The sequence below is a fragment of the Oleidesulfovibrio alaskensis DSM 16109 genome, from assembly GCF_000482745.1.
Taxonomy (GTDB): domain Bacteria; phylum Desulfobacterota; class Desulfovibrionia; order Desulfovibrionales; family Desulfovibrionaceae; genus Oleidesulfovibrio; species Oleidesulfovibrio alaskensis.
Genome location: NZ_KI519494.1, coordinates 362,199 through 379,333 on the forward strand (window position 1 = coordinate 362,199; position 17,135 = coordinate 379,333).

The 17,135-nt window shown below is 59.7% G+C and carries 16 protein-coding genes; 1 reads left to right on the forward strand and 15 read right to left on the reverse strand.

Annotated features, from left to right (window positions below; translation table 11 throughout):
- Window positions 1-61 precede the first annotated feature (61 nt).
- The 12 genes from H586_RS0113660 to H586_RS0113720 all read right to left on the reverse strand — a co-directional run bounded on the left by H586_RS0113660 (window position 62) and on the right by H586_RS0113720 (window position 14,369).
- Entirely contained in the window at window positions 62-331 is a 270-nt protein-coding gene (locus tag H586_RS0113660; protein WP_027182338.1) for a hypothetical protein, read from the reverse strand.
- 34 nt (window positions 332-365) lie between these two features.
- Window positions 366-725 carry a NifB/NifX family molybdenum-iron cluster-binding protein gene (locus H586_RS0113665; RefSeq protein WP_011368945.1) on the reverse strand — a complete coding sequence of 120 codons (360 nt, stop codon included), beginning with the start codon at window positions 723-725 and terminating at the stop codon, window positions 366-368.
- The gene (locus H586_RS20710) at window positions 722-988 is read right to left on the reverse strand and encodes a NifB/NifX family molybdenum-iron cluster-binding protein (RefSeq protein WP_155891402.1); all 267 of its coding nucleotides are present in this window, start codon (window positions 986-988) and stop codon (window positions 722-724) included. The genes H586_RS0113665 and H586_RS20710 overlap by 4 nt, the downstream gene beginning before the upstream one ends.
- A gap of 336 nt (window positions 989-1,324) precedes the next feature.
- Entirely contained in the window at window positions 1,325-2,809 is a 1,485-nt protein-coding gene (locus H586_RS0113675) for a sigma-54 interaction domain-containing protein (protein WP_027182339.1), read from the reverse strand.
- Window positions 2,810-3,179: 370 nt separating this feature from the next.
- Complete coding sequence (locus H586_RS0113680; RefSeq protein WP_011368942.1) at window positions 3,180-4,385, reverse strand: FprA family A-type flavoprotein; 1,206 nt, start codon at window positions 4,383-4,385, stop codon at window positions 3,180-3,182.
- Between the two features lie 171 nt (window positions 4,386-4,556).
- Window positions 4,557-4,715, reverse strand: a complete 159-nt coding sequence (gene rd / locus H586_RS0113685; RefSeq protein WP_011368941.1) for a rubredoxin — start codon at window positions 4,713-4,715, stop codon at window positions 4,557-4,559.
- Window positions 4,716-4,746: 31 nt separating this feature from the next.
- Window positions 4,747-5,127: a desulfoferrodoxin gene (locus H586_RS0113690; protein ID WP_011368940.1), complete on the reverse strand. Its 381-nt coding sequence runs from the start codon at window positions 5,125-5,127 to the stop codon at window positions 4,747-4,749.
- 372 nt (window positions 5,128-5,499) lie between these two features.
- Complete coding sequence (locus H586_RS0113700; protein ID WP_027182340.1) at window positions 5,500-8,481, reverse strand: AIR synthase-related protein; 2,982 nt, start codon at window positions 8,479-8,481, stop codon at window positions 5,500-5,502.
- 164 nt (window positions 8,482-8,645) lie between these two features.
- Entirely contained in the window at window positions 8,646-11,204 is a 2,559-nt protein-coding gene (locus tag H586_RS0113705; RefSeq protein WP_051364029.1) for an HDOD domain-containing protein, read from the reverse strand.
- An 8-nt stretch (window positions 11,205-11,212) separates the two neighbouring features.
- Window positions 11,213-12,181 (reverse strand): polyprenyl synthetase family protein, encoded by a 969-nt coding sequence (locus H586_RS0113710; protein ID WP_027182342.1) that lies wholly within the window; start codon window positions 12,179-12,181, stop codon window positions 11,213-11,215.
- A gap of 47 nt (window positions 12,182-12,228) precedes the next feature.
- Window positions 12,229-12,990, reverse strand: coding sequence for a futalosine hydrolase (gene mqnB, locus H586_RS0113715; protein ID WP_234702969.1), 762 nt, complete (start codon window positions 12,988-12,990; stop codon window positions 12,229-12,231).
- Between the two features lie 65 nt (window positions 12,991-13,055).
- The gene (locus H586_RS0113720) at window positions 13,056-14,369 is read right to left on the reverse strand and encodes a nucleotide sugar dehydrogenase (protein WP_011368935.1); all 1,314 of its coding nucleotides are present in this window, start codon (window positions 14,367-14,369) and stop codon (window positions 13,056-13,058) included.
- A 110-nt stretch (window positions 14,370-14,479) separates the two neighbouring features.
- Here H586_RS0113720 and H586_RS0113725 point away from each other — a divergent pair, with 110 nt between their 5' ends.
- The gene (locus tag H586_RS0113725) at window positions 14,480-14,710 is read left to right on the forward strand and encodes a DUF2065 domain-containing protein (RefSeq protein ID WP_011368934.1); all 231 of its coding nucleotides are present in this window, start codon (window positions 14,480-14,482) and stop codon (window positions 14,708-14,710) included.
- Here H586_RS0113725 and H586_RS0113730 read toward each other — a convergent pair.
- The 3 genes from H586_RS0113730 to H586_RS20850 all read right to left on the reverse strand — a co-directional run.
- Window positions 14,697-15,419 (reverse strand): ubiquinone/menaquinone biosynthesis methyltransferase, encoded by a 723-nt coding sequence (locus H586_RS0113730; RefSeq protein ID WP_027182345.1) that lies wholly within the window; start codon window positions 15,417-15,419, stop codon window positions 14,697-14,699. The genes H586_RS0113725 and H586_RS0113730 overlap by 14 nt on opposite strands.
- Window positions 15,420-15,426: 7 nt before the next feature.
- Window positions 15,427-15,603, reverse strand: a complete 177-nt coding sequence (locus H586_RS20905) for a hypothetical protein (protein WP_011368932.1) — start codon at window positions 15,601-15,603, stop codon at window positions 15,427-15,429.
- A gap of 248 nt (window positions 15,604-15,851) precedes the next feature.
- The coding region (locus H586_RS20850) for a hypothetical protein (RefSeq protein WP_027182346.1) at window positions 15,852-17,135 on the reverse strand (1,284 nt) is incomplete at its 5' end.

Sequence of the window (17,135 nt, forward strand, 5' to 3'; positions counted from 1 at the left end):
GTTCCGTGTGTTTCATTCCGGCATGCGGCATGCGCCGGATGTCCGCCGGTGTCGTGCCGGTTCAGCCTGCATCGTAAAATGGCGGCTGGCGGCGTTGCATGCTTCCCTGTGCAGAACGGTTCTGCCTGCCGTATCCGTTGCGGCACATGCCGCCGCGGCCGTTGCCGGCAAAACGCCCTCTGCCGTATCCCATGCCGCATCCTGTGCCGCCGGCACCCCGGCAGCCGGGCTGCAACGGGGCGGCTGTTTCCTGCTGCATGCCGTCCTGAGCGTACAGACCTCTGCGGCCCATACCGCGGCCCATGCCGCGTGCGTCAATGATGGTTGTCATGATGACCTCCTTGCGGCGGCCGTGCGACCGCCGGTTACCAGTGGCCCTGTTTGTCGGCCTGATCGGCGGGGCGGAGCATACCCTGCCGGAAAGCCTCCAGAGCATCATGCACGGTGGGGCTGTCGGTCAGGTACACCGCCACGTTGCCCTGCTGCAGAGCCTGAAATGCCTTGGGGCCCACATGGCCGGTGATGACAGCCGAAGCTCCGGCATCGGCCACGTTCATGGCGGCCTGAATGCCTGCTCCCTGCGGGGCGTTCAGATTCTGGGTGTTGTCCTTGTAGCTGAACTGTCCGGTTTCGCTGTTAAACAGCACAAACCCTGCGGCTCTGCCGAAACGGGGATCCAGTCCGCTTTCCGGAGACTGTCCGGAAGCGCTGATGGCAATGATCATGTGGTGCTCCTTTTTACGGTTTGTTTTGTCTGCCCCTGTCTGGCGCGGCAGCGCGGCTGCTGGATGCGCGGGCAGCCGGGCATGATGTGCGGCCCTAGATTGTCATGCATCCATGCGCGTATGATGTCCTGCACGCCGCCGCACAGCCACGGCACAACGATGATGCCAGCCTGCGAAAGCTGCCTGCGGTGACAGCCGCATATGCCTCCGCACAGCAGGTGGGTAACATCTGCCCCGGCCAGAATGGAGGCACGTTGGAGCATGTCCTGCGCGGGCAATGGAAGCATTCCGGCCGGAGTGCAGATGTCACCTTGAGGGAGGAACAGGGCACACTCGGGTGCCGATTCGAACAATGCGGCCAGACGGGGGCCATATACAGCGAGTGCAATCATAACCAGTACGGGCGCATAGGGCTGCAGCGTCATTGCCGCAGGTGCTGGCGCCTGCACTGTATTAGGCAGGAATGATGCCGACTTGTTATAGTTGTTTTATAACAGCAGCTTGTGTGTTTGTGTGGAAGGCGGCAGCAGATTTTCGGGCGCGAAACGCGCCCTGTGATGGCGTATAATACGCCCCATGCGGAGCGCTTCAGGCGCGTTTTACGCCTTGTCAGGCTGGTTCAGAATGCGGCGCAGCGTGTCTTTGCTGATATCAAGGTCGCGGCAGGCGGCCATGCGCCGTCCTCCGTGCCGTGCCAGCGCCTGCAGCACAGCCTGCTTTTTTATGTCCCGCATGGTCATGGTCCGGTCAGCGGCGTTCTGCGGTGTAAGCGCCTCCTGCGGGACGGATGGCGGGAAGGCCGCATGCCGGTGCGCGCCGTTTACACTGTCGGGAGCGGATGCAGCGGGGGGCAGCGAGCTTGTCGTGCCGGGGGTACGCGGGGCGGGGTGTGCCGCGCTGTCAGGCCCGATACCGCCCGAAGCCGCGGTGCCGTGCTGCAGGTAATCAGGCAGGTGCTCCATCTGGATGAATCCGGAGGAGCAGAGAATGAATGCGTATTCGATAATGTTTTCCAGCTCGCGTACGTTGCCGGAAAATTCGTGCCGCATGAGGGTGGCCAGAACGTCTTCGGACAGTCCCTGAACCTGTTTGTTCTGCAGGGTATTGAACCGCTGCACGAAATGGGCGGCCAGAAGGGGGATATCGCTGCGCCGTTCACGCAGGGCGGGCAGTTCCATGCGCACTACATTCAGCCTGAAATACAGGTCACGCCGGAAGCCGCCCTGTTCAACAAGTTGTTCCATATTGCTGTTGGTGGCGGCGATTATGCGAACGTCGGCTTCTTCCGGTGCAATGCCCCCCAGAGGATCAAATTTTTTCTCCTGCAGCACGCGCAGCAGTTTTGCCTGCAGCGGCAGAGGCATGTCTCCTATTTCATCCAGAAAAAGCGTTCCGCCGTGTGCCAGCGCCAGCCTGCCGGGTTTGTCCTTGCGCGCATCGGTAAATGCGCCTTTTTTGTAGCCGAACAGTTCAGATTCGAGCAACGCCGGAGGCAGTGCCGCGCAGTTTACCGCAATGAAGGGCTGCTGTGCCCGTTCGCTGTGGTTGTGCAGTGCGCGGGCGAACAGTTCTTTGCCGGTGCCGGATTCTCCGGTCAGCAGCACGCTGCTGCCGCTGCGTGCCACGGGGGGCAGAATGGCAAAAATCCGCGAAAGTGCCGGACTTTTGCCTACTATGTCCTCAATGCCGTACTGGCTCTGCATTTCCTTGCGCAGCAGAGTCACTTCAGAAAGATCGCGGAATGTTTCTACCCCGCCGATAAGTTCTCCCTGCGGGTCGCGCAGCGGGGCGGCACTGATGGATATGGGCACACGGGTACCGTCGCTGCGGACGATGAAAATGGACTTGCCCGACACGTTGACATTGCGGTGCATGCAGGCATCAAGCGCACATTGCCCGTCGCACAGGCTGGAGCGCAGAACTTCCCAGCATTTACGGCCCACGGCCTCCTGCGCGCGGATACCGGTTATGGATTCCGCTGCGGAATTGAAAAAAGTGATGTTCCACTGAAGATCAACCGTGAAAACACCGTCCGCAATGGACTGCATGATGGTTTCGCACGGTATGGTGAGCGGGGCGGTCACGGGTATGGTCCTTGGCCGGTGCGGCGGTATGAAGTCAGCGATTGCTGACAATGGTACGCCAACTGTGCGCGGGGGTAAAGTGGCTGCGCAGCCTGCACGCTGACAGCCCGTGACGGTGCGTGCTGTCTGCCTGCACGCAAGGGCGGTGCAGGCCGACACATGATCTGAACGTGCGTGTGATGCGCTGATGCGGTGGCGCCGGCGGTGCGGGCAGGCTAAGGGCTGGCGTTTGAGAGACGAGACCCCGCCTCCGGGCCTTCTGTTATCTGGCGGCCTGCACGGCCTGCAGATGCGGTACCGGAGGCTGCGGGGCTTTGAGGTAAAAAAGTAAAGAAAAACGCCCCTGCAGGGCAGGGGCGTCAGGGCCGGTCTAGGCTTCGCACTTGGCCTTGAGCGCCTGAGCGACTGCCTTGCCAAGATTGTAGCATTCTTCATACGTTTCGTGCTTGGGCACATGTTTGCACTTCACGCCTTCAGCGGGCACTTCAAAGCCCATGTCTTCCAGCCATCCGGTGATGTTTTTGACGGATTCACCGGACCAGCCGAACGAACCGAACGCTGCGGCCACCTTGTTCTGCGGACGCAGCCCTTTCATGTAGGTGAGCATTTTTGCCACGTTGGGCATAATGCCGTTGTTGTGGGTGGGCGAGCCGACAATTACGGCGCCGCAGTCTGCCAGTTCTGTCATCACGGCGCTGTGGTGGTTGGCCTTCAGCCACATCAGGCGGGCAGGCACTCCTTCGGCTTCCAGCCCGTCGGCAATGGCGCGGGCCATTTTCTCGGTGGAATGCCACATGGTGTCAAATACGATTACAGCCCGTTTGCGGGGCTTCTGCTGGGCAAAGCTGCGGTACGAGTCCAGTGCATACTGCACGTCTTCGCCGCGGAAAATAAGACCGTGGTCGGGGGCCAGCATGTCTATGTCCAGCTTCAGTTCGGCCAGCAGGTCCAGTGTCTTGATGACAATGGGCGAGAAAGGCAGCACGATGTTGTGGTAATATTCCTTCATGGCATGGGCCAGATGGGCACGGTCGATTTCATCGGCGAACCGTTCGGTGCAGGCTATGTTCTGGCCGAAGGCGTCGTTGCAGATGAGCAGCTTGTCCTGCGGAATGTAGGACACCATGGAATCAGGCCAGTGCAGCATGCGGGTTTCCACAAACTGGATGTCACGCTTGCCGATATTGATGGAATCGCCTGTTTTAACCACTTCCACGGGCCAGCCGGTGGTGTCGAAGTGCGCTTCCATGGAACGTTTGCCCATGGGCGAGCAGTAAATTTTTTCGGGCTTGCAGCGTTCGATGAGTTCGGGCAGGCAACCGGCATGGTCGGGCTCAAGGTGGTTGCAGACAATGTAGTCTATCTTTTCCAGCTCGGTCACCTGAGACAGGCGGCACAGCATGGTGGGCAGAAAGCCTTCTTTCACGTTGTCGAAAAGAACGGTTTTTTCGTCTTTAACCACGTAGGCATTGTATGTGGTGCCCTGCGGCGACAGCGAATATCCGTGAAAGTCGCGGCTGTCGTAATCCACCGCGCCTACCCAGAACACGTCCTTTTTTATTTCCAGTGCTTTCATTGTTTCGTCCTGTGTATGTGTTTTGCTGCTGATAATGCGTGCAGCTTGCATAATTTCCTGAGGCCGTCATAAAAAAAAAAGGCAGCACGGGCAAGGGCGCTGCGGCGTTCTGCTATGCGGGAGGCCGTAAAACGCCCCTCCCGCCGTATGCGGGAGGGGCGCAAAAGAACCTTATGCAGGTTCGAATTCGCTTTTGGGCGCGCCACACACGGGGCACAGCCAGTCAGAAGGAACATCTTCCCATGCGGTGCCGGGAGCTACGCCGTTGTCGGGATCGCCTTCGGCGGGGTCGTATTCGTAGCCGCAGATGTTGCAAACGTATTTCTGCATTGTTCTCATCCTTTACACGTGTTGAGTGGTATTACAGTTCGGTTTTCCAGTGGCCGTGCAGGTTGCAGTACTCGCGTGCGGTCACTTTGTCAGCCTTGATACAGAATTCGGCTTCGGGGGTTTCGCCGGGGTTCAGGAATTTGGTGTAGCTGCGGCCGTCGGCGATCAGCTCTATCCACTGAATCCAGTGCTTGTCTGTCATGGGATGCTCGACGGCGCCCACTTTCACAAGGAAGCCGTTCGCGGTCTTTTCAATGACGGGGACGTGCTTTTCCTTGGCGGCGTCAACGGTGCCTTCCACCTGCAGTTCCATTTCTTCGCCACAGCAGACCAGCGGTGCGCCGCCGCCTGCCATAACTTCAACCATGTTGCCGCAGTGATTGCACTTGTAGATTTCGAGCATGTTAGGCATTTGGGCCTCCCGTTAATTTTGGTGCTTATTACCGTGTACTTCAGGATCATCAGGCAACGCGGACATTCCGGTGCGGAGCACGGGCCCGCGTTACCGGCTATACGTGACATTACCTGTAACAGTACTCGTTTCCGAACATCAGTTCAAGCCCCTTTCTGACTTTTTAGTGATAAGTCCTCTGTGAATTTTGTCCAGAAGAAAAAGATGTTGCGTTGTGTTGCGGCAGCCGCACCGCAGCAGCCGCGGGCGTGCGCGCGGCAGGCACCGTACTGCCGTGCACCCGAAAAAGGACGGCCGCCTTTTTGCCGTTGAGTACAAAAAGGCGGCCGCCGGAAAGACGCAACACCGCGGTACCGCGGCGGTGCCTGAATACTAGAAGTTCAGCGTGCCTTTAAAGCTGCGCGCCAGTTCTTCCACAGGTTCGGCAAGCAGTACGGAGTCTCCGGAGAGCACGCGCAGGGAATCGTGTGCGGTCACCTGTCCGATACGGGTGCAGTGCTGACCTTTGAACATCTGCTCAAAGGCGTTCTGCTGTGCTGCTGGCACGGTGACCAGCAGGCGCGATGCCGATTCGGAGTAGAGCACTTCAGCCTTGTTCAGGCTGCCTGCAAGAGCCACTGCGTTCAGGTTGACATCGGCGCCCGTGCGTCCTGCCAGAGCCATTTCGGCCACAGCCACAGCCAGACCGCCGTCGGACAGGTCGTGACAGCCGGAAACAAGTCCGGCACCGATGGCTTTGTACAGCGTGCGGTAGCGCAGGAGTGCCGGAACGGCGTCCACATGCGGCACATCGGCGGAAAGAATGCCCAGCTCGTCTGCCAGTTCCGATCCGCCCAGTTCGCGGCGGGTGACACCCAGCAGGTATATGCCGTCTCCGGCTTGTTTGAAGTCGGAAGTGACTGTTTTGTTCACATCGGGGATGACCCCCAGAACGGAGAACAGCACCGTGGGCGGAATGGATATTTTGGTACCGCCGCCGGTGTAGTCATTTTTCATGGAATCTTTGCCGGATATGCAGGGTACGCCGTAGGCCTGACAGAAATGGGCCAGAGCTTTGTTGGCGCGTACCAGCTGCGCCAGCTTGTACCGGCCGTCGGGAGTTTTTTCCGACTGCACGGGGTCGCACCAGCAGAAGTTGTCCACACCGGCCATATGATCAATGTTGCCGCCCACTGCAACCGCGTTGCGCACCGCTTCGTCAATGGCGTTGGCCATCATCCAGTAGGTGTCGATATCGCTGAATTTGGGGCAGATGCCGTGCGAGAGCACTATGCCTGCCTCGTTTTCCAGCAGGGGGCGCATGACGCCCGCATCGGCGGGGCCGTCACGCAGAACGCCCACCAGCGGTTTGACGACGCTGCCGCCCTTTACTTCGTGGTCGTACTGGCGGATGACGTACTCTTTGGAGCAGATGTTCAGCCGTCCCAGCATTGTTTTAAGCAGGCTGCCCTGATGGGCGTCGTCCACGTCTATGGCCGGTGCCGACAGCTGCGGGCGTTCCCACACGGCGTCAAGCTGCATCTGCGGAACACCGTCATGCAGGAACTCCATGGAAAGGTAGGCCACCGGCTTTTCGCCGTAGGTCACATGAAAGTAGCCGGAGTCAGTGAATTCGCCCAGTGCTGTGGCCTCAACGTCCATTTCGCGTGCAAGGGCAAGAAACTCTTCTATTTTTGCAGGCGGTACGGCCAGCGTCATCCGTTCCTGCGCTTCGGAAAGCAGGATTTCCCACGGGCGCAGTCCGTCATATTTGAGCGGTGCGCGCGAAACGTCTATGCGGCAGCCGCCGGTGTCTTCGGCCATTTCGCCCACGGAAGAGGAAAGCCCTCCGGCACCGTTGTCTGTAATGGCGTTGTACAGGCCTTTGTCCCGTGCGCGCATGATGAAATCATACGTTTTGCGCTGTGTGATGGGGTCACCGATCTGTACTGCCGTGGCGGGAGAGCCTTCGTGCAGTTCCTCGGACGAGAACGTGGCGCCGTGGATGCCGTCCTTGCCTATGCGTCCGCCGGCCATCACCACGATATCGCCCGGCAGAGCCTTTTTTTCGTGACCGGGTCTGCCCGCCACCGTGGCCGGAATCATGCCCACTGTACCGCAGTAGACCAGCGGTTTTCCCAGGTACCTGTCGTGGAACACAATGGAGCCGTTTACCGTGGGAACACCGGATTTGTTGCCGCCGTGCTCCACACCTTCGCGCACGCCTTCAAGCACGCGGCGCGGATGCAGCAGGCGGGGGGGCAGTTTTTCTTCATAAAAGGGCGAGGCAAAACAGAACACATCGGTGTTGCACACCATGTTGGCGCCCATGCCGGTGCCCATGGGGTCGCGGTTTACGCCCACAATGCCGGTAAGCGCTCCGCCGTAGGGGTCAAGCGCCGAGGGCGAGTTGTGGGTTTCCACCTTTATGCAGACGCTGTGCGTGTCCGTAAAGGATATGACACCTGCGTTGTCCTTGAAAACGGAAAGGCAGAAGTCTTTTTTGCCCATGCGTTTGCGCAGCAGGCTTGTGGAACCCTGAATACAGGTTTTGTACAGGCTGTTGATGGTCTCGCCGGTGCCGGTTTCTTCGTTGCGGTACCGGATGCGTGCAGAGAAAATCTTATGCTTGCAGTGTTCGGACCATGTCTGGGCAAGCGCTTCCACTTCGGCATCGGTGGGACGTGCGGGCAGGCCCATTTTTTCGCGGGCGGCTTTTACGTCCGGTTGCGCGTAATGGTCGCGTATGCAGTGCATTTCTTCCAGACTGAGAGCCAGCGTGTTGTCGCGGCTGAAAGCGGCCATGGCCGCGTCGTCCATGGTGTCCAGCGGGATAAAGGCCACTTCGTCGCAGGCCTGTCCCAGTACCTGCGCGGCAGCGGCGGGAAAGCCCGGCTCGGCTTGCCACTGGGCGCGGCTTTTGACGGAAAAGCGCTGGATGAGTTCGTTGGCAAGCAGATCGCGTCCTATGCGTTCCACATCATCGCGCGAAAGATCGCCGCTGATGCGGTACTGGTTGGCCACATACACGTTGACCGAGCGACGGTCGCTGATGCCCAGCACAATGGCAATGGTTTCGCGGGCGGTGCGGCCTTCGTTGTCCGTCACGCCCGGGCGCAGGCCCACTTCCAGATACCAGTCGGCATCGCCCGCGGCGGGGGCGGCAGATGCCTCCTGCAGAACGGGGTCGTGCAGAGCTCCCTGTTTCAGCACTTCGTCAAGCTGCTGCTCCGAAAGCCCGTCAATGGTGAACACTTTGACTATCTGCACGGACTCGGGAGTGATATCCAGAGATTCGGCAATTTTGTTGCAGACCTTGCGGCCCACGGTGTCCGCGACATGGGGTCGCAGACCAACTTCAATGCGGCGTAGCATGAAAGACTCCTGCGGTATTGCGGTGGTCGGGTTGGGCTTTCCTTAATGGCAAACGCGGCGTTTGCAAAGGGTAAAAACAGAATGTTGCGCCGCGGGGCACTGCGGCCCTGCGGACAAAAAAAGAGGCGCAGCCCCGTGCGGGGGGTGGGCGGCGCTGTGTTCTGTCATGCGGAACCGGGATGCAGGGGGGCTTGAGCAACCTGCCGTCCTCCGGCTTTTTTTGCGGCGTAGCTTGCGGTGTCGGCCCGCTGGACAAGACTTTCCGCAGAATCCTGCGATTGCAGAAGGGCAACCCCCACACTGGCGCTTACAGCACCTGATGTGCCCGATTCAATGGCGTCCAGTATGCGGGCGGACATGGCGGGTAGCGCGTCTTCTTTGAATTCCGTCACGATGACGGTAAATTCGTCGCCGCCGTAGCGGCAGGCAAAATCAGTTCCTTTGCGTATGCAGGAGCGCAGGGCGTTGGAAACCTGACGCAGTATTCTGTCGCCTTCGCGGTGCCCTTGCGTGTCGTTGATGGCTTTGAACCCGTCCAGATCAAGGAAGATAAGTGCCAGAGGATGCCGTGTGCGATGGCAGCGGGCTATTTCTCTGTCGAGCAGCATGTGAAAATGCGTATGATTGAAAAGCCCTGTGAGGCCGTCAAACACTGCCTGCATGCGCATTTTTTCTTCCATGCGCCGGATGCTGGTCAGATCGCGCCCCACGATGATCCAGCGCGCTGTTTCCGCCCGCGTTTTGAGCGGCGAGACTGAAAGCTCGTACAGTGCGCTGCTGCCGTCGGGCAGTTTTATGGCGACTTCCACCGGTACGGGCGTCTGTTTTTCCTGCGGGTGTGCCGTCTGCTGTTCCGCAGTGTCCGCCTGCCGCTGCACAGGCAGATGATCGGCCCCCCACGCGGCACCGGGCGTTGTGGCGGCGGCGATGTCAAACAGCATGGTACCGGCCTGCAGCAGCATGTCCGAGCTGGTCCACAGCACTCTGCCGGTGGCGTCGACGGTGAATACAACCTCCTGCATGGCCTCCATGAGGCTGCTCAGAAAGTCATTTTGTTCCAGCACTTCGGCTTCCAGTGCGGAAACCTGTGTTATGTCTTCGATACGTACCAGAAATGCCCCCTGCTCAGGCAGGTTGCGGAAGATGCTGAGCAGAGCGCAGGTACGGGCTGCTCCCTGCGTGGTGCAGTATGTAAAAATTTTGTTTGCGGCATTGTTTTGTGTTTCCGCCGTGATCTGCCGCCATACTGATTCGGTCTCAATGCCGTATGCATTGCGCAGCACGTCGCTTAAAGCATGCCCGCGCGGGTCGCTGTCCTGCCCGGCAAGTGCAAGAAAGGCCGTGTTGGCTTCGCGTATGATGCCTGTGGCGTCCACCTGCGCCACCATGTTGGGCAGCGAATCAAGCAGACGGGCTTTACTGCGCAGTCCGCTCTGTTCCGTATAGAATATTTCCAGCCCTTTTGAGAGAAATCTGGCGTATACGGCCAGGCTGCCTTCTTCCTGCAGTCTGGTTTTGCTGCGCGGCACGTTCATGCTGCCGTACACGTCACCCTCGGCAGCCAGCGGCAGGCGCACACCGCCTCTGCTCCACGGCAGGGCGTCAACCTCGGCACTGCTGGCAACGGGCTGCACACCCTGTTCGGGCACAGGACGGAAAAGCACATATCTGTTTACGGAAGGATCGCGCAGAGCCACTTCCCATTTCTTCATGTTCCACAGCCAGTGCAGCTGTCTGCCGGTCATTTTGACGGCTTCTTCGTACGAGGCGGCGCGCTGCAGTTCTGTGCTCAGAAAATGAAAGCGCTGAATGTCTTCAAGCGTCTGGGTGTAGAGTCTGTCGGAAAGCGGGGCGTCTTCTATGCCCAGAGAGCTGAGCAGAACGCGGAAGCGGGTGGCACAGTCGGCGCGCAGCGCTTCCATACCCGGCCCGTCAAGCTGCAGCAGCCCGGCCATCAGCATTTCATGGCGGATGAGTTCCGCATGATCGCCCTGTCCGGTCTGCAGCAGTTCGGCCCAGCGGGTGGCAAGCGCGACGCACAACGTGAAGGGGTCCAGCCCGTTAAGCGCCGGGGCATGATGGTGGCGCACCGCGTCGACAAAGCGTTGCGGCATGTTCCATGTGCTGAACAGTTCTGCGGAAAGCTCCTGATGCTCTTTGCCCCAGTGGACCTGTTCGGATGTGGCGTGGGCGCGGGAATATTCCGTCAGATAACGGCGGCGGGCAAGCACGGGGTCTGAACTGCGGGTGCACTGTCTGATAAAAATTCCCAGATCTTTGAGCAGTGCGGCAAGATAGGCCAGAGCCTCGTCGCCGGGTGCCAGCTGGGCCGACAGTTTTTCTGCGGCAATGGCGCTCCACAGTGCCATGCGCCAGTCGGGAAAAAGTTCGGTTGGTTTGCGGTGCAGTGCGCCGGTCACGCGCTGCTGGTAGGCTATGGACAGGGCTATTTTGAGAATTTCCCGCGAGCCGAGTACCACTACGGCCCGCTGCATGTCGGACACGGGATTGCGCTGCCCGTAGTAGGGTGAGTTGACCAGTTCCAGAATGGTGGCCGCAAGAACCGGATCCATGGCCAGCAGCTCGGCGATGACAGAAAAATCGGGCTCCGGCTGGGCAAGCGCCTGCAGCAGTTTGACCATCACAGGGGGAAACGTGAGCTGAAGACACTCGGAGTACCACTCCATGGTCTTACTGCGGTCAGCTGCTTCTTGCGTGGTCATGGGCCTTCCTACCTGCTGCGGTTTTTCACATAATCCACCGTTTGCCTGAGCACGGTTTTTTCCCTGCTTTCGTCCAGCATGTGCAGTGCCTCTGCGGCTTTTTTCAGATAGGTGTCGGCAAGGTCTCTGGTGGCTTTGTCCAGCCCCTGTCCGCGCACCGCTCTTGCCACGTTGTCCACATCGGCATCGGAAAAGGTGCCGGTGGTGAATTTGTGCAGAAACTCCTGCCGGTCGGCGCCTTCCAGCCTTTCCAGATACATGTGCAGCGGCGGGGTAAGCTTGCCTTCGCGCAGGTCGCCGGCCACCGGCTTGCCGGTTTCTCCGGCAGAAGGTGAAAAGTCCAGCGCATCATCCACTATCTGGAAGGCTATGCCCAGATTCATGCCGAAGTCGCAGGCTGCCTGCTCCTGCTGCTCCGTGGCACCGGCCGCAATGGCACCCAGCTGACAGGAAGCCTGAATCATCCACGCGGTTTTGCCTTTGATAATTTCTATATATGTTTCCTGCGGGTGGCCTGTGCTGCGCAGGTATTCGATTTCGGCAATTTCACCGGTGGCTGTTTCAATGATGGCCCGTGCGATGCATTCGGTAAGCCTCGTATCACCATAACGCGAAACAATGAGGTTGGCGAGGGCCAGCAGCGCATCGCCTGCAAGGATGGTTCTGGTGCTGCCGAAAAGTGTGTGCGCGGCGGGCAGACCACGGCGCAGCGCGGCGTCGTCTATGATGTCGTCGTGCAGCAGTGTGGCCGAGTGCAGCAGCTCGACGGAACAGGCCAGCGGGTATATATCGTCGCCGCCGCGGCCCAGGGCACGGGCAAAAAGTATGGCCAGCAGCGGCCGCAGGCGTTTGCCGCCGGCGCTCAGCACATGAGTGGCCACAGGTTGCACCATGGTGTTCAGAGTGCCGGTTTCCGCGGCCAGAGTCTCATTCACTTTGGGCTGGATGGCGCCCAGATATTCCAGAAGTTCTTGCATGAGCCGTATTGTTCCGTTTTTCAAGCCGCTAGGCAAGTGTATCTTTGTCAGACAAACAGGGCGCGGGCGGCCTGCCCCAGCGAGGCGAATGCATCGTCCACGGCCCAGTCATGCGCTGCGCGCGAACCGACCACATTGGAAACCGTGCGCAGTTCCAGAAAAGGCACACCCTGCCGCAGACAGCCGAGCGCCAGCGCAAAGCCTTCCATATTTTCTGTCAGGGCATGATGCGTCTGCCGCATGGCGCAGGCGCGTTCCGCCGTACCGCTGGCGGCGGCCACCGTCAGGCTGCCGCCCGTGCGGCAAAGGGGCGGCGGGGTCAGCTGCAGCACGGCCAGTACCGGCGCGGGGTTCAGCTCTATACTGTTCCAGACCGGATTGACGGCATCGTCCGTCTGGCCGAACCCGATTCCCATGGGGTCGACCCCCTGTGCCGTATACAGGCCGTAATCGGCCCATGTTTCACGCGTGGCCAGCACAGTGCTGCCCAGCGGGGCGGCATCCGGGTCAAATGTGCCTGCTATACCCAGCGAGATAACCCCGTCGATGTTGCGGTGTTCGCCCAGCAGCCGGCCCAGTGTAAAGGCCGCATTCACCGGTCCCACACCGGTCACGGCCAGCAGACACTGACGTTCGTTGACGGGCGATGCGCATACTTCACCCTGACGGGGCAGCACGCAGCCTACGCGGCCCCTGCCGTTGAACCCTTTAAGGACGGCTTCCATTTCTCTGGTGGTGGCGGTGGTAATAATCAGCGTCATCTGGTGGTAGGTATAACGGGTTGCAGTTCCGGTGCTTTTATAGTGCACCGCCCCTCCTGTAAAGCGAAGGGGCGGTGTGCGGGGGCATATGCGCCGCAAACAAAACGGTGCCGTTACAGGCGCCAGTAGTCAAAACCGGCGTCAGTGAACGCGGCGGGCGACTTTGCGCCTTTGATATCCAGCAGCAGGGCTTTTTGCGGATCGCGGAACCAGCCGCGGATATCCTGTGCCTGCAGTGCGTCGTATTCCGCGTGCGGTACGGCCAGAATAACAGCATCCAGCTCGCGCAGGGTGTCCAGACCGGTCAGGGTCAGGCCGTATTCTTCGTGGGCTTCCGCGGGGTCGGCCTGCGGGTCGTGCACCAGCACATGCACGCCGTAGTCGCGCAGTTCGTCAATCACGTCCACCACGCGGGTGTTGCGCAGGTCGGGTACGTTTTCCTTGAAGGTAAGCCCCAGCACGCCCACGCGGGAACCGGCCACCACGTTGCCTTTGCGGATCATTTTTTTCACGCAGGTTTCGGCCACGAATTTGCCCATGCCGTCATTGATGCGGCGTCCGGCAAGAATGACCTGCGGGTGGTGTCCCAGCGCTTCGGCCTTGAAGGTGAGATAGTACGGGTCGACGCCGATGCAGTGGCCGCCCACGAGACCGGGACGGAACGGCAGGAAATTCCATTTTGTGCCGGCTGCTTCAAGCACTTCCAGCGTGTCGATGTCCATGCGGTCGAACAGCAGCGCCAGTTCGTTCATAAGGGCGATGTTCAGGTCTCTCTGGGTGTTTTCGATGACCTTTGCTGCCTCGGCAACGCGGATGCTGGATGCGCGGAATGTTCCGGCGGTGACCACTGTGCCGTACATGCGCTGCAGCAGGTCCGCCGTGGCTTCATCGCTGCCGGAAACAACCTTGACGATGGTTTCGAGGGTGTGAACTTTGTCGCCCGGATTGATGCGCTCGGGCGAATAGCCCACGGTGAAGTCGGTGCCGAATTTCATGCCCGATTCTTTTTCAAGAATGGGCACGCAGATTTCTTCGGTAAGGCCGGGGTATACCGTGGATTCGTATACCACCACGCAGCCTTTTTTCATGGTGCGGCCCACAGTGCGCGAGGCGCTTTCCACCGGAAAAAGATCGGGCCGGCGATTGCCGTCGATGGGCGTGGGCACGGCCACGATGACAATGTCCGCCTGACCGATGCGCGCGGGGTCTGCGGTAAATTCTGCCTTGCACGCCGCCAGCCGGGAATTTTCCACTTCGCCTGTGGCGTCTTCACCTTTGATGAGGGCATCCACGCGGCGTTGCGAAATGTCAAAGCCGATCACGCGGAAGTGTTCGCTTAAGGCCACGGCAAGAGGCAGCCCAACATAGCCGAGACCCACAACGGCCACGGCGGCATTTGCGTCGGTAAGTTCTTCAAACCTGATCATTGCGGTTTTCTCCGAAAAAAAAGCATTGTCCGGTCGGGGTGTTCAGAGTCTGTCCTGCACTGCCGCGCGGGAATGTCCGTGCAGCCCGTGCTGGACATGGACGGCGCGGTATGAAAAAGAACGCCCTTATGGAATTCACAAAACAGTTACTTTCTGCTGCGGTCGGCCTGTGGCTTTTTGCCGAAGGCATTACTTTTTTTCTTGGCGCCGAGCGCCTGAAGCCGGTGCTGCGCGCCCTTGCGGAAACCAGAACCGCCCATCTGCGCATTACCGGTCTGGTCATGATGCTGCTGGGCGTCGGGGCTGTGGCGCTGGCCCGTTATTATTTCATTTCCGGTTAGCCTTCTGCGCCACATGCAGCTGGACTATGCCCGAAGTAAGCGGCCGGTGAAGCACCCGTGCAAAACCGGCGTCACGCATTTCCTGCGCCAGTTCCCGCGCATCGGGAAAGGCGATGATGGTGTCGGCCAGATAGCGGTACGCGCTGTCGTCGCCTGAAAAAATTTTGCCGATGCGGGGCAGGGCGTGTTGCAGGTAAAAATTGTACAGCCCTTTCCACACCTTGTTTTTGCCTGAACCGAATTCCAGTACACAAAGCCTGCCGCCGGGTACCAGCACCCGCAGAATTTCGCGGAAGGCCTCTTCACGGGGAATGATGTTGCGTATGCCGAAGGCTATGGTGGCGCAGTCTACGCTGTTGTCCGCGAGTGGCAGATGCCTGCCGTCGCCCTGTGCGGGATAGACTCCGGCGCCTTTGAGACCGCGCAGCTTTTTTTTGCCCGTGGTCAGCATGGGCAGGCAGTAATCCAGCGCGGCAACCCGCATGTGCGGGTACTGTCGTCTTATTTCCAGCGAAACGTCGTACGTGCCCGCGGCCAGATCAAGCACCCGCCCCCTGGGGCCGGGTATTATCTGACGCACGAGTTCGTAACGCCACCAGTAGTCCATGCCGACGCTCAGAAAATGATTGAGAAAATCGTAGCAGCCTGCAATGCGGCCGAACATGCCTGAAACATTGCAGGCGTGTTCCTGACTGTCTGTGTGCTTCATCGACGGATTATTCCGCGCTTTCGCGCTGGGGCTGGCTGCTGCCGGCGCAGATGGTTTCAAAGACCACGTTGTATACAGCGGGGAACATTTCTCCGAAGTTGTTGGGAGAAACGCGGCCTGTCTCAATGAATTTGACCATGATCTCTTTAGCTACCTGCAGGGCTTCTTTCTGCATTTTTTCCATCGGAACCTCCACAGCGATGTGCTCGGCGTGAAAAATCAAAAAAACCCGCCCGTGGGGGATGGTCTTGACCTACGAGGTGAAAACCGGGCGGGGAAAAGAGGAAGAAACCGATAAGCCACTCCCTGTTTTTCGCGGCTTCTATAGCATTATGCGGTATGAACGTCGAGGAGAAACAGCGACGCCCCGCGCATACAATAACGCGGAACCGGCAGAGCCGGTTCCGCGTCGGGATATCTGTGTTGCCGCCCTTATTCCAGTTCTCTGGCAAGCGCTGCTATTTCTTCGCGCAGAACCTTGGCGGCGGCTTCGCTGGCAGTGGCTTCCAGCTGTGCCGAAAGCTGTTCGGAAACCGTGTGCACTATGGCTTCGGTGTCGGGCCGGCCGGCAAGTTCGATTTCATCCAGTCGCGCGGCGAATGCTGCGTCGTCTTTGTCCATGCGGGCCAGCTGCTCTTCAAGCGCGGCCAGACGTTCTTCGTAAAGCGGGCGGACAGCGGCCACGGCGCTTTCCGTTGCCGCGGCAAGCAGACTGCGGAAAACAGGACTGTCTTCGCCCAGCAGACGCTCCACGACGTCCTGCACGGGTTCCTGCACTTCCGGCTCTGCCGCGGCTGTTTCCAGCGCGGCTATGCGTTCTTCAAGCAGCATGAGCTGGGGCAGAGGGGCTGCGGCGGGAGAGGCGGCCTCATGTCCGGCCGTCTGCTCTGGCTCCGGTTCCTCGGCTTCAGCCGCGGGGGGCTGACGGGTTTCGCCTGCTGTTTCGCCATGTCCTGCGGCAGAACCAGCATCATGAGCAGGGGTATCATCCTTTGCTGCTCCGGTGGCTTCATCCTGTGGCAACACTTCGTCTGATGCGGTTTCTTCAGGCGGCGAATCCTGCGGCTGCAAATTTTCGGGCTGCATGTCTTCGGAACCGGCGGTGCCGGGCATTCCTGTTTCGGGCATTTCTGTGTCGGGCACTACGGCTTCAGGCATCACTTCTTCGGGCAGCTCCGTGTCCGTTGTCACGGTGCCTGCCGGTTCCGCGCCGGCCTCTTCTGTTCCCGACTCTTCTGTTCTCGACTCTTGCGGGCCAGCCTCTTCCGTTCCGGACGGCATTTCTGCTGTTGCGTTATGCTGTTCAGCTGCAGGCTGTGCGGGGGCGGCGTCCCCTTCTTCCTCTGCCGCAACGGTTGCCTGCGGGGCTGCGTCGTGTGCGCTGCCCATTACCTGATCAAGCACATCGTCCAGATCGTCCAGCGGCATTTCCTGCTTGCCGGCGGCAGCTTCCTGCGCTGCAGATTGGGCGGGCTGGGTGTCGGGCGGCTGTATATCGTCTATCAATGCACCTATTTCATCAAGATGTGCGGTATCTTCAGGTTCTTCGACACCGGCGGAAGCCTGCCCGATAAGCGCATCCAGATCGTCGATGTCGGGCGCACCGGCATCGTCGTCAGCCCCGCCGCCGTTAGCGGCGTCTTCTGCTTCGGGAGCCGCCGCGTTCTGCTGCGTTCCGGCGGAAGCCTGTTCCAGCAGGGCGTCGATGTCGTCGGC

Bases quoted from the DNA above. Each gene is read 5' to 3' on its own strand.
- H586_RS0113660 (WP_027182338.1), bottom strand. From the start codon at position 331: ATGACAACCATCATTGACGCACGCGGCATGGGCCGCGGTATGGGCCGC.
- H586_RS0113665 (WP_011368945.1), bottom strand. From the start codon at position 725: ATGATCATTGCCATCAGCGCTTCCGGACAGTCTCCGGAAAGCGGACTG.
- H586_RS20710 (WP_155891402.1), bottom strand. From the start codon at position 988: ATGCTCCAACGTGCCTCCATTCTGGCCGGGGCAGATGTTACCCACCTG.
- H586_RS0113680 (WP_011368942.1), bottom strand. From the start codon at position 4,385: ATGAAAGCACTGGAAATAAAAAAGGACGTGTTCTGGGTAGGCGCGGTG.
- rd (WP_011368941.1), bottom strand. From the start codon at position 4,715: ATGCAGAAATACGTTTGCAACATCTGCGGCTACGAATACGACCCCGCC.
- H586_RS0113690 (WP_011368940.1), bottom strand. From the start codon at position 5,127: ATGCCTAACATGCTCGAAATCTACAAGTGCAATCACTGCGGCAACATG.
- H586_RS0113700 (WP_027182340.1), bottom strand. From the start codon at position 8,481: ATGCTACGCCGCATTGAAGTTGGTCTGCGACCCCATGTCGCGGACACC.
- H586_RS0113705 (WP_051364029.1), bottom strand. From the start codon at position 11,204: ATGACCACGCAAGAAGCAGCTGACCGCAGTAAGACCATGGAGTGGTAC.
- H586_RS0113710 (WP_027182342.1), bottom strand. From the start codon at position 12,181: ATGCAAGAACTTCTGGAATATCTGGGCGCCATCCAGCCCAAAGTGAAT.
- H586_RS0113720 (WP_011368935.1), bottom strand. From the start codon at position 14,369: ATGATCAGGTTTGAAGAACTTACCGACGCAAATGCCGCCGTGGCCGTT.
- H586_RS0113725 (WP_011368934.1), top strand. From the start codon at position 14,480: ATGAAAAAGAACGCCCTTATGGAATTCACAAAACAGTTACTTTCTGCT.
- H586_RS0113730 (WP_027182345.1), bottom strand. From the start codon at position 15,419: ATGAAGCACACAGACAGTCAGGAACACGCCTGCAATGTTTCAGGCATG.
- H586_RS20905 (WP_011368932.1), bottom strand. From the start codon at position 15,603: ATGGAAAAAATGCAGAAAGAAGCCCTGCAGGTAGCTAAAGAGATCATG.